The sequence below is a fragment of the Achromobacter sp. RTa genome, assembly GCF_000757485.1.
Taxonomy (GTDB): Bacteria; Pseudomonadota; Gammaproteobacteria; order Burkholderiales; family Burkholderiaceae_B; genus Achromobacter.
In genome coordinates, this window is sequence record NZ_JPYO01000027.1 from 460,762 (window position 1) to 477,120 (window position 16,359).

The window sequence follows — 16,359 nt, forward strand, 5'->3', positions numbered from 1 at the left end:
ATGCTTGAGCACAGGAGCAAACCATGAACGCAACAACGGCCAGCGCCGGCATCTCCGATGCCGGACACTTCATCGGCGGCAGCCTCGTCGCCGGGGCGGGCAGCCGCCAGCCCATCTTCAATCCGGCCTCCGGCGCCGTCACGAAGCATGTGGCGCTGGCCACGCCGGAAGAAGTGCATAGCGCAGTGGCCAGCGCGAAAGCGGCATTCCCACGGTGGGCGGACACGCCGCCGATCCGCCGCGCCCGCGTGCTGTTCAGGTTCCTTGAATTGATGAACAAGCACCGCGACGAACTCGCCCATATGATCACGGCCGAGCATGGCAAGGTTTTCAGCGATGCGCAAGGCGAAGTCTCCCGCGGCATCGACATCATCGAGTTCGCCTGCGGCGTTCCGCAGCTCCTGAAAGGCGCCCACACGGAACAGGTCTCCACCGGCATCGACAACTGGACGCTGCGCCAGCCGCTGGGCGTCGTGGCGGGAGTCACGCCTTTCAATTTCCCGGTGATGGTGCCCATGTGGATGTTCCCCGTGGCCATCGCCGCGGGCAACACCTTCGTGCTCAAGCCCAGCCCGACGGATCCCAGCCCCTCGCTGCGCATCGCCGAACTGCTCCGGGAAGCCGGCCTGCCCGACGGCGTATTCAATGTCGTGCAGGGCGACAAAGTGGCCGTGGATTCGCTGCTGGAACATCCGGACGTCAAGGCGGTGAGCTTCGTCGGTTCCACGCCGATCGCCAACTACATCTACGAAACCGGCGCCCGCCTCGGCAAGCGCGTGCAGGCGCTGGGCGGCGCCAAGAATCACATGGTGGTGATGCCCGACGCCGATATCGACCAGGCCGTGGACGCGCTGATCGGCGCCGGCTACGGCTCGGCCGGCGAGCGTTGCATGGCGATCAGCGTGGCGGTGCTGGTGGGCGACGTGGCCGACCGGCTGCTGCCCAGGCTGATCGAACGCACCAAGGCGCTGAAGGTGCTGGACGGCGAGAACCCGGCGGCCGAAATGGGCCCGATCGTGACCCGGGCCGCGCACGAGCGCATCAGCGGCTACATCGCGCAAGGAGAGGCGGAGGGCGCGAAGCTGCTGGTGGACGGCCGCGGCTTCCAGGGAGCGCAGGCAGGCGAGGGCTGCAGCGACGGCTTCTGGATGGGGGGCACGCTGTTCGATCACGTCACGCCCGATATGCGCATCTACAAGGAAGAAATCTTCGGCCCGGTGCTGGGTTGCGTGCGCGTGAAGGACCTGAAAGAGGCGGTGGACCTCATCAACGCCCATGAGTTCGGCAACGGCGTGGCCTGCTTCACCCGGGACGGCAACGTGGCGCGCGAATTCGGCCGGCGCATCGAAGTCGGCATGGTGGGCATCAACGTGCCGATCCCCGTCCCGATGGCCTGGCATGGCTTCGGCGGCTGGAAGCGCAGCCTGTTCGGCGACATGCACGCCTACGGCGAAGAAGGCGTGCGCTTCTACACGCGGCAGAAGTCGATCATGCAGCGCTGGCCTGAAAGCATCGGCAAGGGCGCCGAGTTCGCCATGCCGACGGCCAAGTAACGGCAGCCTGTCTCACGCGGGCGAGACCCATCCGCGATAGATGGCGCCCGCGCCCGCTATCGCGAGCAGCATGAAGATGGACCGCTTCAGCAGTTCCGGCGACACGCGGACCCTGAGGCGGGAACCGCCGTACAAGCCGATCAGGGCCACGGGCAGCAGCAAGGCGGCCGCGGACAGGATTTCCGGCTGCGCATACAGTCCGGCGGCGCCGAAGGCCGCCGCCCGGATGATGCCGCTGGCCAGGATGACCACCGAGATCGTGGCGCGGAACTGGTCCAGCGCATCCAGCCGGCGCGACAGATAGATGGTGTAGATCGGCCCGCCGGTCCCGAACAGCGCGCTGAAGATGCCGCCGAACACGCCGAACGGCAAGGCCCAGAGCGTATTCAGCGGCGCCGACGGCTTGGCCCGCGCGCCCCGCAGGCCCTTGATGCATACCGCCAGCACGAAGCTGCCCAGCAGGATCAGAGGCCAGCGAGCGCCAGCGTTGTGCAACAGCGTGACGCCCAGCCCTATCCCGAGCAGCAGCCAGGGAAACAGCCGCTTGAGTTCGACCAGGGAAACGCGCCGCCAGTTGCTGCCGCCCACCAGCGCCGTGCAGGCCAGGTCGAACAGCACCACCAGCGGAACCGCGAACGGTAAGGGCATGAACTGGACCAGCAGCGGCACGGCCACCATGGCCGCGCCGAATCCCGTCATCCCGAAGACGACATAGGCGACAAGGACAACGGGCGCGGCGTAGGCGAGCGTATCGGGTGGCATCATGGGGACTCAGCTCGCGGTGATCTTCTTCTTTTCCACCAGCGCCTTCCACTTGGCGGATTCCCTGGCGATCTCTTCCTTGAGCGCGGCAGCGGGCACGATGGTCGCCGACATGCCCTGGTCCGCCAGGTAGCGCTGCATGTTGGGCTGCTCGACCGCCTTTCTCGCGTCGGCCAGCAGCCGATCGACCGAGGCCTGGGGCGTGCCCGCCGGCGCCAGCAAGGCGAACCAGCCCGTGAACTCGAACCCTGGCACGCCGTCCTCCGCGGTGGTCGGCACGTCCGGCAGCAGCGCCGAGCGCTCCTTGCCCGTCACTGACAGCGCCCGCAGGCGCCCTCCCTTGAGCAGCGGCACGATGGCGTTGATGTTGCCCACGGCGACTTCGATCACGCCCGCCATGAGATCCGTGTAGGCCGGGCCTTCGCCCTTGTACGGGACGTGCATGAGCTCGATCCCGGCTGCATCGCTGAAGGCTTCCCCCGCCATGTGCGTCTGGCTGCCCACGCCCGCCGACGAGAAGCTGAGCTTGCCCGGCCTGGCGCGGGCGTACTCGATCAGCTCGCGCGTGTTCTTGACGGGCAGGTTGGCATTGACCGTGATGACCATGGGCCCGTTGGCCACCTTGCCGACGGGGCTGAAGTCAGCCAGCGAGTATGGCAGCTTGCTGTAGATGAACTGGTTGACCGTGAACATGCTGCCCGACGCCAGCAACAAGGTATAGCCGTCCGCCGGCGCGCTGGCGACGGCCTGCGCGCCCACGCTGCCGCCGGCGCCCGCGCGGTTCTCGACGATCACGCTCTGCTGCAGGCCCTTGCCCAGCTCGGCCGCCAGCGCGCGGCCCAGCAGGTCGGTGGCGCCGCCCGCCGAAAACGGGACGATCATGCGTATGACCTTGTCCGCCGGCCAGTCGGCCCGTGCCGGCAAGGCCATGAACGGCGTGAGCGCCAGGCCACAGCCCAGCGTCTTGACGATACGGCGGCGCGCATTGTTGGGTTGAGTTTCGTTCTTCATGGATTTGTCTCCTTCGGTTCGCGGGACGGCGAAGCGCGCCGGCTCGCGGCAGGCTCACGATTCGCCAGGCAGCAACTGACCCTCGGGCCGATGGCTCGTTTTTTTGGGGCGTTGCGGTGTTTTTCTGCGGACTACGAGGCTGCTGAACTACCAGGCTGCTGAACTAAAAAAACGCTGGACTGCTGGACTACGAACTACTGGCCGGCGCTGGCATGCTCCGTGCCGTCGCGCTGGCCGACGCAGACTGACTTCAATGCATCGAGCAACAACTGCGTAAGATGGGCCCGAGGATTCTCCTTAGGTGCCAGGATGCCCAGGCGGCGCGTGACCGTGGGTGAACCGAACGGAATGACGCGGATGCCGGGTGGAAACTCGTTCCTGCCGCGGCAGGCCGGCACCACCGATGCGCCCAGGCCATTGGCCACCATGGCGATCACGCCCTCCAGGTTGTCGATCTCCATGGCCGAACGCACCGTGATGCGCCTGCGCACCATCTCTTCCTGCACCAGATGCCCCACGCGCGCCGAGCGGTTGAAGCGAACATAGGGATTCTGTTCCAGGATCTCCTGGTCGCTGGCGCCCTTTACCGAACGATGCGCGATGACGACCAGCTGTTCTTCGACGAACGGCAGGAAATCCAGGCCCGAGCGCGGCGCGTCGGGTTCGGTCACGATCGCCACGTCCAGCTGGCGGTGATAGATGGCGCGCTCCAGGTCATGCGTGAGCCCCGTGGTGACGTGGACCTCCAGGCCGTGGCCCTGCTTCTGCAGGTGGCGCAGCGCGAGCGGCAGCACGCCCGACACGCAGGTATGGACGCTGCCAAGCCTGAGCAGTCCCGACGAGGTGCCTTTCTTCAGGGCCGCGCTCATGCTCTCCCAGTGCGCGATCAGGTCGCGCGCCCGGTGCACCAGCGCCAGCCCCGTGTCCGTGAGTATCGGCGGACGCCGGCTGCGGTCGAAGATCGTGATGCCGAGTTCGTCCTCGAGCGCGCGGACCTGCATGCTCACCGCCGACAGCGACAGGCCGATGGTGTTGCCGGCCTCGGCGAAACTGCCGTGGTCTGCAATCGCGATCAGCGTGTAGAGCGTCCGGATGTCCATGCAAGGAGATTCCTCGTGAGGGGCAGCATTGCGGAAAGGAGGAGTATGCCGCGCTAGATGCCCAGCAGCCGCCGCGCATTGCCTCCCATGACCTTGCCGAGATTATCGGCCCGGATCGGCAAGGTCTCGAACCACTCTTTGTACCCCTGCACCGGGCAGAACGGGAATGAACTGGCGTAGAGCATCCTGTCCGAGAGAAAGCCGTCGGCCGCCTTCACGTATTCCTCCCAGCCCGGCATGCGGGAAAAATACATGTCGGGCGACAGCCACAGGTTCTGGCGCCGGAAGGCCAGGTGCAGGATCTCGTTGACCCAGGGCCAGCCGCCATGGGCGACCACCACCTGCAGGCCGGGAAAATCCGCCAGCACCCGGTCGGTCCGTATCGGGTCCGAATAGCTCAGGTCCGGTCCCGCCGTGCCTCCGACCATCATGATCACCGGCACGCCCAGGTCCTCGCAGTGGCCGTAGATCGGATAGAGGCGCCTGTCGTCGGCGTACATGGGCACCGGGTAGGAACCCGGCTCGATATTGATCAGCTTGAAACCGTCCTCGACCGCCTGGCTGATGGTCTGGCACGCGCGCCGCCTGTCGCTGGGGTCGATGGAGGCGGCGCCGATAAATCGGTCCGGATGATCGGCGACGATGCCGCGCACATCCTCGTTGGACACGCTGCCCAGCACGCCGGCCAGGCGGCCCACGACCACGCCGCGGTCTATCCGCGCAGCGTCCATTTCTTTCAGCAGCAGCGCCATCGATTGCTGCTGCGCCGCGGCCGACGGCTCGAAACCCACCGTCCGCGTAAAGCCGTCGCGGCGCGCTCCCGCCGAGTACATCAGCGTGTCCAGGAAGCCGCCCACTGGCGGCCGCAGCCTAAAGTCGATGATCATCGCAGTATCTCTGTCAGGTATGGGGTTGCCGGAAGCCGCGCTGCCGCGCCTACATCACTTCGTCCTTACGGTCGTCCGTCTCGCCGTAGCGGTGCAAGGCGGGCGGCTTCAACCCGGCATATAGCTTCTCGATGCCCGCATTGATGGTCTCAGCGTGCTGGGCGAAGAGCGAATTGCCCTCGAGATCGCTCTCGACGATGAATGGCCCGAAGTTCTCGACCTCGAACAGCCACATGGCCTGCGCGATGCCGAGCTCATCCAGCCAATGCACCTCGCGCACCCGCTTGATGCCCCGGCCCAACAACGCGCCCGTACCGTAGCCCACCGTCGTCAGGTAGATCGCGCCGCCCGGCGCCAGCACCGTCTTGTAGTCATCCGCGGGCATGCCGCCCTTGCCGATCAGGATGCGGCACCCGGTTGCGTCCAGCCATCGAGGGATCCACTGGGAAAACCGGAACGACGCGGTGGCCGTGACGGCGCCCACGTTGTAGCCGCCGCGGCCGTCCGGCGCGGCGGCCGGCGAGCAATGAAAATTGACGTTGCTGATGGATCGCAGATCCAGCGGCAATGGCAGGCCCTGGTCCAGGACCTTCTTATAGACGCCCTCCCGGGCCGTGTACACCACGCCATTGAGATAGACGGCCGAACCGAGTTCAAGCCTGGCGATGTCTTCCCTCCTGGCCGGCAAGTCGAGGTGAAAGACCTTGATGTCATCGTCGTTGCTTACCATTCGACCGTCTCCCGGCGCATGTAGGGCGTGAACCACTGAGGATCGGTGCGGTACTGGATTACCCCATTGGCGTGAATCCGCGCGGTGGCGCGGCGCGAAGACAGGCAGAACGTGTGCAGGCTGATGGGCATGCCGCCCGTATGCGTATAGCCGCATTCGATGTGGCAGTCGACCACCATGCCGGAACCGACGAAACCCATTGCGCCCATGCCGATGGCGTTCCCCAGTTTCATCAGCTCGAGCTCCAGCTCCGCCACCTTGGGGTCGGGATTCCGGTCCCCGACCGTCCGCAGGCAGGCGGCTTGCTTGCCCAGCTGCATGCAGGCGTCCTTCGATCCGCCCAGCCCGATGCCCACGATGGCCGGTTGGCACGCCAGTCCGCGCTTGCCGAACGCGATCAGCGTGTCCAGCACGAAGCGCTTGATGCCGTCTATGCCATCGCCCGGAAACAGCATCCGGTAGTCGGTGCCGAACAGCCCGCCCTTGTGCACCGTGGTGATTTCGATCCAGTCCGCGTCGGGCTCGAATGACCATTCGATCTCGGGCGCGTTGATGCCGACGTTGTTGTTGTGGTCGGTGCGCCAGAGCGGATGCACGCGGTTGGGCCGCAGGGGAATCGTGACCGTCGCCTCGGCCGTGGCGTGCCGCAGCGCGCGCTCCACGGCGACGAAGCCGGCGTCGACCGAGGCGTTGTTGCCGACCTTGACGTAGTACCGCGGCAGTCCGGTGTCGGCGCACATGGGGCGCCGGTCCTGGTCGGCGGCCTCCCAATTGTCGACCATGGCATGGATGACAAAGCGCGGCAGCTTGCCGGTTTCCTTCTTCTGCAGTTCCTGGATGCCTTGCTTGTAGTCGGCGGGGATCTCGATCGCCGCGCGGCGCATGATCTCCAGCGCCGCCTCTTCAACTTTCTGGACGGGAATTCTCATGGTGGGATGTGCCTCAGCTCTGGGGTATGCCTGCTTCGCCTTCGATCAGCGATTCGCCGGGCATTACGATGTCGAAGGAAACTGGAACCATCTCCAGCCGCACCTCGCCGTCCTGCGCGCTCACGCGGGTATAGCGGCTGGTGTGCAGGTCCCCCGGCTCGGAAAAGTCTTCGCGGAAATGCGCGCCGCGGCTGTTTTCGCGCGCCAGCGCCGAGACCGTGATCACTTTGGAGATATCGACCAGGCTTTCCAGGTTGAGCCAGTCGTGCCAGGTTAGGTTGTAGCGCCGGTCGCCGTCCGCCACGCCGATGTCGCGCAAGGCCGCGCGATGGCCCGCAACGGCGTCAAGGCCGTGCTCCATCGCCTCGCGATGGCGCAGCACGCCGACGTCGTCCCACATCGTCTGGGAGAGCGCGTCGCGCAGCTCATGAATGCGCCCCGGGCGCCGGGAGAATGGAAACTCCGCGCGCTCGACGCCCCGCGCGATGATCCGCTGGTCCGGGTCGCGCCACTGTCCGGCTTTCGCGATATATGCAGCCATCGAATCGCCGGCGATCCCGCCGAACACCGTGGAGTTCGCCACGCCATTTCCGCCAAGGCGGTTGGCGCCGTGCACCCCGCCGCAGTCTTCGCCAGCCGCGTAGAGGCCCGGCGAGGCGGTTGAACCATCTACGTTGAACTCGACTCCGCCCATCAGGTAATGGGCCGTCGGCACCACTTCCACTTTTCCGCCCGCCAGGTCGAATCCGCAATCCTTGCACCGGTTCACCATGCCGGGAAAGGTCTTGGCCACCTTCTCCGGACCGAGGTGGCTCATCTGGATATAGACCCCGCCCATCGGCCCCGTGCGCCCGGCGCGCATTTCGGCGTAGATTCCCCGGCTGACCACGTCGCGCGTGGCCCGTTCGCCGCGCTTGTCGTAGTTGGCCATGAAGCGCTCGCCGTCGCCGTTGAGCAGGTAGCCGCCGGCGCCCCTCAGCCCTTCTTCCAACACCGTGCCGGTCATCCGCGTATCCGGCCCGCCAAGCAGGCCGGTCGGATGGAACTGCACCATTTCCATGTCCCGCAGCTTCAATCCGTATCGCAACGCCATGGACAGGCCGTCGCAAGTCTTGTCGCCCGAAGGTGTGTGGTAGCGATACATCGTCGGACCCGCCCCCGTGGCCAGAAGCACCGCCTTGGCCTGGATAAAGCGATAGGCGCCGGTCCGCATGTCGATGAACAGCACGCCCGAGATGCCCGAACCGTCCGCGGCGGGAATCAGCTCGATGGCCCGATGCTCCTCGAGTTCCTCTACGTCCAGCGCCCGTACCTGTTCCATCAGCCGGTTGATGATCTCGATACCCGTCAGATCCGCCTTGTGCACCGTGCGGTCGAAGCTCTGGCCGGCGAACGCCTTGGAATGCAGCGAACCATCGGGATTGCGGTCGAAGAAGCAGCCGATCTCGTTCTCCAGCTCCCGTACCCGTTCGACCGCGCCTTCGACCAGCCGCCACGCCAGATCCTGACGCGGCAGCCACTTGCCGCCTTCGATCGTGTCCATGAAATGGCGCTCCACCGAATCGCCCGCGGCCAGCGCCACGTTGTAGCCGCCCTGGACCATGCGGGTACAGCCGCACTTGCCGAGCAGGCCCTTCACGGTCACCGTCACCCGCAGGGCGGGGTTTGCCTTCTTGGCATGCAGCGCGGCGAACAGGCCGGCGCCCCCGGTGCCGATCACCAGAATGTCTGTCTTGTGGTTTTCGATATGCATGTCAGATCACTCCCGCGATGAACGCCAGGCCCGTGGCCATCGAGACTGCGAATCCCCATCCGATCCAGGCGACGCGCGCGTCGCGCGGTGAACGCCAGGGCAGGAGTTCGAGCGCGAGGAGTCGCAGCCCGAAGAACATGTGCAGGGTAAGGAGCAGCACCAGCCCCCATTCGCCGATCTTCATCGCCGGCATTTCGGCAAGCTTCAGAAAGCCGTCAAGCCTCGCCTCGTCCAGCGCCATCGCCAGCACATAGAAGTGGGCGGGAAGGAACAGGGCCAGCGCGAGCCCTGAAAGCCGGTGCCCCAGGAAGGCCCAGTACGCCTGATGATTGCGTGCGGACTTCATTACGCCAGCCCTCCCACCGCCGCGACGGCGCGCATGCCCAGGATGAGCAGCGCCGCGCCGAACGCCAGTCCGATGACGGACGCCCCCCTCCGGCCGATCCCGAGCCACTCGATCAGGATGTTGCGGACGCCGATCGGAACGTGGATCGACACGCTCAGCACGAACAGGCCGTAGAAGACGATCCAGAGCCAGTTCCCGTGGGTGCGGGAAAGGATCTCGCCAGCGGTCAGGCCGCCGCGGACCGCATAGATGACCAGTCCGACGTGCACGAAAACAAAGGGAGCCATCACCATCGCCGTGAGGCGCTGGAGCGCGAACAGACGTGCCTCCATGTCAGCCTCCCCTGAGCAGGCTGAAGATGGCGCTGCGTTTCAATCCTGCGATGCTGCCGGTCGGGCTCAGGCTGACCGGACAGTGCTTCATGCAGCTGCCCTGGGTGTGACAGGAATTGCAGCCGCTGCCGGCAGTGGCCTTGTGCAGCACGTCCTTGGGATCGGCGTGCCGCTCGTCGTTGAACAGCGTCCATGCCCGGTTCAGGGCGGCGGGGCCGAGGTAATCCTTGTCCCAGGACACCACGTCACAGGCCGCGTAGCACACGCCGCAATTGATGCATTCGATGGCCGCATCCGCCAGCTTCCGCTTCTTGCTCTGAGGCGACACCAGCGCAGGCGGATCATTGCGCGTGGCCGTGCCGACGAAGGTGTTGCCGGCGCGCGCCCACTTCTGGAAGAACTCGCGCATGTCGACGACGAGGTCCTTGATCCGAGGCATGTTGCGCAAGGGTTCGATCACGATCACGCCGTCTTCCTCGACGCGGCTCACGTGGGTCCGGCAAGTCCAGCGCGGCTTGCCGTTGACCGTCATCGCACAGGACCCGCACACGCCGACGCGACAGGCGAAGCGGTACGAGAGGCTGGGCTCCTGCGTCCGCTGGACTTCGGTCACCACGTCCAGAACCGTCTGGTTCTCCCGCCAGGGGACCGAGTAAGTGGAGAAGCTTCCGTCTTCGGTTCCCCGAGAGATGCGGACCGTAAGTTGTCTCTGATTCGTGGAATTGCTGGTATCCATTTTCCGCCCCCGAGCGACACACGGCGCCCATGAGCAGAATTCTGGATCTCGCGAATCTCTGAAGCAATATAGTTTTGATTGATATTTTTTGAAGTTATTTTCTGCCCCTTCAGAGGGCAGGCGAACGATCTGGCGACTTCCGCGCCGCGGCATGTTCAATGAATGGCGATGACCGGTAGCGAAAACGCAAGGGCGAATCGAAAGATCCGCCCCTTTTCATCGGCTCGCCGATACCGGTATCGCCGCTCTGCGGCAGGCGCCGCGATACCGCCGCGGCGCCTGCGCACCTGCCCGCGCCGGACTAGAAGCGCACGGCCAGCTTCAACAGGCCCGACTGCTGCCGGTTGCCGCCGCCGAACTGCGCGTCGTAGGAAACGCCGGCCGTCGTGTTGCGCGTGAGGGCCACTTCGGCGCCCAGACCGACCACGGCGGCGTCGCGCGCGATCGGCACGCCCGTCACCGAGAACGTGCTGCCGCCGTCGAAAGCCAGCTCCTGCCTGGGCTTCACATCGCCCATTGCGTGGCGCCAGCCCAGCGACGCGGTCAGGCGGCCCGGCGCGCGGTCGGAACCGAACTGCCATGCGCCGCGCAAGCCCAGCGTGGTGCTGGTCACATCGTCGGTGCTGCCCTTGCCGCTCAGGGCCGCGGTGCCGCCCGATTCCTCGAAACCGCGGGTGCGCACCTGGTTCCACGCCAGGCCGGCGTAGGGTTCGACGGTGTAGGCGTCGCCCAGCGGCAGGTTGTAGCCGAGTTCGGTGAACACTTGCGTGGACGAGGCGTGGTAGGACGACTCGAGCCGCTGGTTCAGGCTTCCGGCCGCCACATCGCGTTTTGCGTCGATGTCGTGCCAGGTGTAGGCCGCGCCGGCCATGAAGCGGAAATGGCCAGGGCCGGCCTGGAAATTACGTCCGCCGAACAGGGCTGCCGTATAGCTATCGACATCCGTGCGCGAAGCCGCATCGTCGATCGAATTGTGGCTGCCGATGTAGCCGACCGCGCCGCCCAGCCGCCAGCCGCCGCCCACGGCGCCGTCGCCGCCGACGAAGAGCCCGCCGGCCGATTGGCTCACGCTCGACGCGTTGCCATCGCTGCCGAATTTGCTCCAGTTGCCGAATGCCTGGGCCCACATCGGAGAAGCGCCGCTTTGCGGCAGCGCCTCGGACGAGGCCGAACCCAATTGGGCCGTGGGCCGCCCGGCGAGCGCCGGCGCGTCGAGATTGCCGCGCAGATGGGACAGCGGCATCGAGCGCACGGTATCCGCCTGGCTTTGCAGCACGCTGGCGGTGCTCGCGTACGCTTCGCCGGAGAGCATCTTCAAGGCCGAACGCGCCTCGCCCGGAGTCATGGACAGAACGGCCGTCGTGACCTGGCTGGCGCCCGTCGCCTTGCCCGACGCGCTGCCGCTCCCGATCAAGGACGATCCATTTCCAGCCACCGTGGACCCGTTTCCAGTCGACGCCGCGCCGTTGCCGGCCGGGGCCGAGCCGTTGCCCGTCGAAGCCGAACCGTTGCCGGTCGAGGTCGAGCCATTGCCGGTCGACGACGATCCATTGCCGGCCTCGGGCGGCGCTTCGTTGTCCAGCGCGCCGCCCACGCTGCTCTCGTTGTCCGTGCCGCCGATGCTGCCGATCGGCACGTCGTTGCGGGTCAGCGTCATGAACGCGTTCTTGGCGTCGTAGCTAAGGGTGGGAGTCAGGAATGCATACGCGCTCGAAGTGCCGGTGAAGCGGCCCTGTATGCCGCCGTCCGCCGTCAGGATGTTGTAGGTCGTTCGCGGCGCGTAGTTGCCATCGGGCCCTACGTGCGCCACGGTGCCATCCAGGTAGGCGACGCCCGTGACGTGGATGCGGTCGCTGGCGCTGCTTGCCGGATCGGCATGCACGCGATAGATGGTGTTTTCACCGAAGGAAAGGTTGCCGTTGATGGTGAGCGTACCGATGGGCGAGCCATCATTGCCAGGAGAGACGACCGCGGTGGGATAGAGCGTGGTGCTGCCCAGCTGGCCGACGCCCGCCAGCACGACTTCGCGGCCGATATCGACGGGGCCATTCAATTTGCCGTCGATTTCCAGGGCTCCGTCGGCGATCAGGATGGGGCCGCTCAGGCCGCTGCTGTCGGCGGTCAGGATCACCGATCCCGGGCCGGTCTTCACGAAGCCTTGCGTGCCTTGCAAGGGGTTATCGATGATGTCGACGAACTGGCCCGAGGCATAAGTCCCGTCGCCGACGACAATCGCCGGCTGGTTGCCGCCGCTGCCGACCAGGGTAATGGGAGCGCCTTGCAGGCGATACCGGTCGGTGGCGAACTGGATGCCCGACACGCGCACGGGACCGGCGCCGCCGTCGACGGTGACCGTGCCGGCCGCGCCCGTGAAAATCGCGTATCCGCCATCGGGCAGGGCCCCGGTGGCATTGGCCGGGCTGTTCCAGTTGGTGCTGGCGGCGCTCCAGGTGCCGCTGCCGCCGCCGGCCCGGGTGGCGGACGCCGCGCCGTTGCCGTTCCACAGATTGGTGGTGCTGGGCCCCAGGATGAGATTGATCTGCTTGTCGCCGGTCAGCGACTGGATGGTCGCCGCAGGCAAGGATTCTCCGGTGACCGGGCCCAACGACAGGCCGTTGCCGCTCAGCGTGCCGCCGTATGACAGGATCCGGTAGTAGCCGGCGGTGACGCCCGGCGTATTGACCGATACGTTCAGCGTCGTGTTATTGAGGGCGACGTCGCCGCCGACCGTAATGTTGTCGCCGGTGCCGGGCTGGGTAATGGGCAGGCCCGCATAGCCGGTCTCGAAGTCGAACACGGCATTGCTCATCGACAGATTGCCGTTGACGACGAGATTGCCGTTCGACACGCCGGTCGGCGTGCCGACGGAATACCCTGGCGCAACGCGCGAATTACCCGTCACGTTGAGGTCGCCATTAATCGAACCGAAGCCCGCGATGGTGCCGTTCGACGTCGCATTGACATTCCCGCCGATTGCGACGCCGGCCCCGCCGCCATTGCCGCCGATCACCAGCGTGCCGCCATTGACATCGATCCCGCCGGGGAAACTGGCCGAACCGTCGAACACCTGCGTGTTGCCGGCGGCAACGGTCAGGTCCGCGGCCACGGCGCCGCCGCCATAGGACGCGCTTAGCGCGAGTGTCGCCGTCAGCCACTTCTTCGTGCCGTATATCAACGTGGATCCTCCATTATCTCGGTTAATAAAATCTGATACCAAATCATTACTGAATCGCCGAAAACGTATTACTACGTAACGATCCAGATAAAATGAATTGAGCGATCTTTCGCAAAAAAGGAGGCAATTTATACCCCTTTTTTTGCAATACCAAGATTTACCGGAGAGATACCATCTAGATTATTGAAATAACGCGAATGGATGCAAACCGCACCTTTTAATTAATTGAATGGATACCATCCATATCGCGCCTTTCGCATTAATGGATACCATCCTAATTAATAAAACCGGAAAATACGGATACCATCCGCTTCCGTGCTTGCCTGGCGTTTTACCGCTTTTCCCATACAGCGGAGAAACAAATGGATATAAATACGGGCCAGGCCGAGGCCCGAGCCCGTTCAGGAAGCGCCGGGGCCTAGCATCAGATGCTCGTCATCCACCACCGTCGGCCGCTGCTGGGCATTGAAACCTTCCGTGAATATCGCCTCCGGTCTCGCCCCTTGCCGCAAGGCGGCCTCAACGCTCGATGCGACAAAACCGGGGCTGCCGGCCGCGAATACCGTATGCCTGGACAAGTCCGCGAACACGGAGGGCAGCACCTCCCCGATGCGGCCGGAAAGACAATCGCCGCCCGCTTCGCGGGTCAATGCGAGCCGATAATCGAATTTTCGATGCTTGGTCCGCCACCAGGCCAACATGCCGAGGCCGTATACGTCGGCGCGCGTGCGCGCCGAGATCACCAGCATGACCGGCTGCCGGAATCCGCGGCGCATCGCGGCTTCGGTCAAGGCGAGAATCGGAGCCAGGCCGGTGCCGGCGGCAAGGCAGAGTATGGGGGACTCCACGGCGGGATCCCCGATGAACGTGCCGTACGGCCCTGAAAGCTTGACGCTGTCGCCCGGCGTCAGCGTTGCGTGCGCCCATGAGCTGGTGGCGCCGCCATCCATCCGGGCGATCTGCAGGACCAGTTCGCCGTCGGGGCGCGGCGCATTCGAGATCGAGTACGCCCGCGGGGCGATCCCGGCGCCGGGATCGCCGAGCATCACGTATTGCCCTGGCCAATAACGCATGGGCTTGCCCAAGGGCCGCAAGCGCAACTCCATGACTCGCGGAGTAAGCAGCCTCTTGTCCGTCACCACGAACAGGGCGTTTTCGCGGGGCGGAAAGAGCTTGGGCCGCGCGTCGGCCGTTCCCCACTCGATCTCTAGACTGTCCTCCAGCGGCTTGGCCATGCACATGAGGCCATAGCCCTGGGCGCGCTCGTCGGCGGTCAAGGCCATGTCGAGCACGGTGCCCTGGTCAAAGGCGCCGGCAAGCACCTTGACCTTGCATTCACCGCAGGCCCCCGCGCGGCAGTTGTTCGGTAGTGCATACCCCGCCCGCTCCAACGCGGTAAGCACCGTGTCGCCGGACGCGCATTCCACCGCCTTGCCGGACGGTTGTATCGTGATTATTGCCATGTCTTTCGGCCGCTCCCAGCAGGGCCGGCGCCACGCGACGCGCGCGCCGGCCGCCACGCCTTAGGGTCAGAACACCGGGATGATGTCTTCCAGGTCCACGTCGGACACTTCCTGGCCCGTTATGCCGACCTCGGGAATGGCCGGGAACGGGATGTTGTACCGGTCCAGCACGCTTTTCAGGTTGATCATCGCGTTGCGCCAGTTCTCCAGCTTGGCTTCATAGCTGGGGATGCCGAAGCCCGCGGCGCGCGCCACCTCCTCCGCCTCTCGCTGGTTCGCGATGAAATCGGAGGGCAGATCCCAGAACTCCATCGGCGGCTCGAAAAGCACGGCGGACAGGAACAGGTAGCCGGCGCGGATCTGCTTGGTCACCACGGCCTTGATGTCGTCCTTGAGCCCGGGATAATCGCGCTCCATGACGGCCATGCAAATGGCCATGTGGCGGCCCTCGTCGCGGCCGATGTTCTTGAAGCCCTCCTTGAACACGATCTCACGGGAGTTTTCGTACATCTGCTTGAAGATCGTCGCGGCCGCGATCTCGCCCATCAGGAATGAGCTGAACAGCACCGCAAGATCGTACTTGGGCACGGCTTTCTTGTAGCCGGTCCAGTAACGCGAACCGTTGAAGTACAGCCATTGGGCATTTTTCTGCAGGCGCTTTCCCAATTCGGTCTTGGGCGTGTAGGTCAGCGGATCGGAATGGCCGAGCAGGCGGGTAATCGCCTGGCCGCACATGATCTCGTGGTTCTGCTCGTCGCGCGTGACGGAGAAGAAGCATTTGCGGACCACGTCCTCTTCGTGCACCTCGTAGGTCTTGATCAGCGCCTCGGCGAAGACGGGCGGCGCCGAGGCGTCGAACACGGACAACAGCGTCCACCAATAGGCGATCGACTCCCGCTCTTCCCAGGTATAGCTTTCCAGGTCCAAGGTGTCCCAGGGCAGCTTTTCCGGATCCCAGGCCTCCCGCAAGGACGCCTCCCAGACCTCCTGCAGTTTCTTGGTCTTACAGACCCAGGACAAGGGATATACGTTGGGTTGCTCTATCGGGGGCGGCAATTCCTGCATGTCCGCATAGCGTTGCTTTTCCATTGCTCCATCTCCTCCTTGATCGTGCTTGGCACGGTTCAATCGCGAGGTATCGCGACCAGATTATTTGATACTGAATTTATTTGATCTTCTATTTTTTTGTATCACGTTATCTGGTGCAGAGTATGGAACCGGAGGCTCGGCGATGTCCATCAACGCAAAGCAGGAACGTTGACATAGATCAACCAGGGGCCGCCCTCACATCCCTCATCAGGCACGGGACCGGACGGGGGCCGTCCGTTTCCCCTGCGCGCGTGCAAACTTTCAAAATTTGGGTATACTTCCGCCTCTCTTGCAAAGAACAGCCTTCTGACCGCATGGATCCAGATGGCGTTCGGCGCGGGAAATGCGGGAGTAGCTCAGTTGGTAGAGCGCAACCTTGCCAAGGTTGAGGTCGCGAGTTCGAGACTCGTCTCCCGCTCCAGGATTTTTTCCATGGAAGTCCTGACGACCCCATGGAATCACAAAGAAAAGGAGCCTCGGCTCCTTTTTTTGT

General features: G+C 64.8%; 14 protein-coding genes and 1 tRNA gene. 2 read left to right on the top strand and 13 right to left on the bottom strand.

The features are described 5' to 3' along the window. The first annotated feature begins 23 nt into the window (after positions 1–23). Positions 24–1,553 carry a CoA-acylating methylmalonate-semialdehyde dehydrogenase gene (locus JL37_RS10230; protein ID WP_043543738.1) on the top strand — a complete coding sequence of 510 codons (1,530 nt, stop codon included), beginning with the start codon at positions 24–26 and terminating at the stop codon, positions 1,551–1,553. Positions 1,554–1,565: 12 nt separating this feature from the next. Here JL37_RS10230 and JL37_RS10235 read toward each other — a convergent pair whose 3' ends face one another. The 13 genes from JL37_RS10235 to JL37_RS10295 all read right to left on the bottom strand — a co-directional run bounded on the left by JL37_RS10235 (position 1,566) and on the right by JL37_RS10295 (position 15,866). Continuing rightward, positions 1,566–2,318, bottom strand: a complete 753-nt coding sequence (locus JL37_RS10235; RefSeq protein WP_231570324.1) for a sulfite exporter TauE/SafE family protein — start codon at positions 2,316–2,318, stop codon at positions 1,566–1,568. Between the two features lie 6 nt (positions 2,319–2,324). Next, positions 2,325–3,326, bottom strand: coding sequence for a tripartite tricarboxylate transporter substrate binding protein (locus tag JL37_RS10240; RefSeq protein ID WP_043543739.1), 1,002 nt, complete (start codon positions 3,324–3,326; stop codon positions 2,325–2,327). Positions 3,327–3,520: 194 nt separating this feature from the next. Continuing rightward, entirely contained in the window at positions 3,521–4,426 is a 906-nt protein-coding gene (locus tag JL37_RS10245) for a LysR substrate-binding domain-containing protein (protein ID WP_043543741.1), read from the bottom strand. 53 nt (positions 4,427–4,479) lie between these two features. Beyond that, complete coding sequence (locus tag JL37_RS10250) at positions 4,480–5,313, bottom strand: amidohydrolase family protein (RefSeq protein WP_043543742.1); 834 nt, start codon at positions 5,311–5,313, stop codon at positions 4,480–4,482. Between the two features lie 49 nt (positions 5,314–5,362). Beyond that, positions 5,363–6,043, bottom strand: coding sequence for a fumarate hydratase C-terminal domain-containing protein (locus JL37_RS10255; RefSeq protein ID WP_043543743.1), 681 nt, complete (start codon positions 6,041–6,043; stop codon positions 5,363–5,365). Beyond that, positions 6,037–6,972, bottom strand: a complete 936-nt coding sequence (locus JL37_RS10260; protein WP_043543746.1) for a fumarate hydratase — start codon at positions 6,970–6,972, stop codon at positions 6,037–6,039. The genes JL37_RS10255 and JL37_RS10260 overlap by 7 nt, the downstream gene beginning before the upstream one ends. 13 nt (positions 6,973–6,985) lie before the next feature. Further along, positions 6,986–8,725 (bottom strand): L-aspartate oxidase, encoded by a 1,740-nt coding sequence (locus JL37_RS10265; RefSeq protein ID WP_043543747.1) that lies wholly within the window; start codon positions 8,723–8,725, stop codon positions 6,986–6,988. Position 8,726: 1 nt separating this feature from the next. Continuing rightward, entirely contained in the window at positions 8,727–9,071 is a 345-nt protein-coding gene (locus tag JL37_RS10270) for a succinate dehydrogenase (protein WP_043543748.1), read from the bottom strand. Beyond that, positions 9,071–9,403: a succinate dehydrogenase gene (locus tag JL37_RS10275; protein ID WP_043543749.1), complete on the bottom strand. Its 333-nt coding sequence runs from the start codon at positions 9,401–9,403 to the stop codon at positions 9,071–9,073. Before JL37_RS10275 ends, JL37_RS10270 begins: the two co-directional genes overlap by 1 nt. A gap of 1 nt (position 9,404) precedes the next feature. Beyond that, positions 9,405–10,139 carry a succinate dehydrogenase/fumarate reductase iron-sulfur subunit gene (locus JL37_RS10280; protein ID WP_043543751.1) on the bottom strand — a complete coding sequence of 245 codons (735 nt, stop codon included), beginning with the start codon at positions 10,137–10,139 and terminating at the stop codon, positions 9,405–9,407. 301 nt (positions 10,140–10,440) lie between these two features. Then, positions 10,441–13,314, bottom strand: coding sequence for an autotransporter outer membrane beta-barrel domain-containing protein (locus tag JL37_RS10285; RefSeq protein WP_043543752.1), 2,874 nt, complete (start codon positions 13,312–13,314; stop codon positions 10,441–10,443). A 401-nt stretch (positions 13,315–13,715) separates the two neighbouring features. Then, positions 13,716–14,777, bottom strand: coding sequence for a 2Fe-2S iron-sulfur cluster-binding protein (locus JL37_RS10290; RefSeq protein ID WP_043543753.1), 1,062 nt, complete (start codon positions 14,775–14,777; stop codon positions 13,716–13,718). 66 nt (positions 14,778–14,843) lie between these two features. Next, positions 14,844–15,866 carry a hypothetical protein gene (locus tag JL37_RS10295; protein WP_052097049.1) on the bottom strand — a complete coding sequence of 341 codons (1,023 nt, stop codon included), beginning with the start codon at positions 15,864–15,866 and terminating at the stop codon, positions 14,844–14,846. Positions 15,867–16,211: 345 nt separating this feature from the next. Here JL37_RS10295 and JL37_RS10300 point away from each other — a divergent pair. Continuing rightward, a tRNA-Gly gene (locus JL37_RS10300) sits at positions 16,212–16,287 on the top strand. Positions 16,288–16,359: the final 72 nt, after the last annotated feature.

Bases quoted from the DNA above. Each gene is read 5' to 3' on its own strand.
- JL37_RS10250 (WP_043543742.1), bottom strand. From the start codon at position 5,313: ATGATCATCGACTTTAGGCTGCGGCCGCCAGTGGGCGGCTTCCTGGAC.
- JL37_RS10260 (WP_043543746.1), bottom strand. From the start codon at position 6,972: ATGAGAATTCCCGTCCAGAAAGTTGAAGAGGCGGCGCTGGAGATCATG.
- JL37_RS10265 (WP_043543747.1), bottom strand. From the start codon at position 8,725: ATGCATATCGAAAACCACAAGACAGACATTCTGGTGATCGGCACCGGG.
- JL37_RS10255 (WP_043543743.1), bottom strand. From the start codon at position 6,043: ATGGTAAGCAACGACGATGACATCAAGGTCTTTCACCTCGACTTGCCG.
- JL37_RS10240 (WP_043543739.1), bottom strand. From the start codon at position 3,326: ATGAAGAACGAAACTCAACCCAACAATGCGCGCCGCCGTATCGTCAAG.
- JL37_RS10235 (WP_231570324.1), bottom strand. From the start codon at position 2,318: ATGATGCCACCCGATACGCTCGCCTACGCCGCGCCCGTTGTCCTTGTC.
- JL37_RS10230 (WP_043543738.1), top strand. From the start codon at position 24: ATGAACGCAACAACGGCCAGCGCCGGCATCTCCGATGCCGGACACTTC.
- JL37_RS10245 (WP_043543741.1), bottom strand. From the start codon at position 4,426: ATGGACATCCGGACGCTCTACACGCTGATCGCGATTGCAGACCACGGC.
- JL37_RS10275 (WP_043543749.1), bottom strand. From the start codon at position 9,403: ATGGAGGCACGTCTGTTCGCGCTCCAGCGCCTCACGGCGATGGTGATG.
- JL37_RS10290 (WP_043543753.1), bottom strand. From the start codon at position 14,777: ATGGCAATAATCACGATACAACCGTCCGGCAAGGCGGTGGAATGCGCG.
- JL37_RS10270 (WP_043543748.1), bottom strand. From the start codon at position 9,071: ATGAAGTCCGCACGCAATCATCAGGCGTACTGGGCCTTCCTGGGGCAC.
- JL37_RS10295 (WP_052097049.1), bottom strand. From the start codon at position 15,866: ATGGAAAAGCAACGCTATGCGGACATGCAGGAATTGCCGCCCCCGATA.
- JL37_RS10280 (WP_043543751.1), bottom strand. From the start codon at position 10,139: ATGGATACCAGCAATTCCACGAATCAGAGACAACTTACGGTCCGCATC.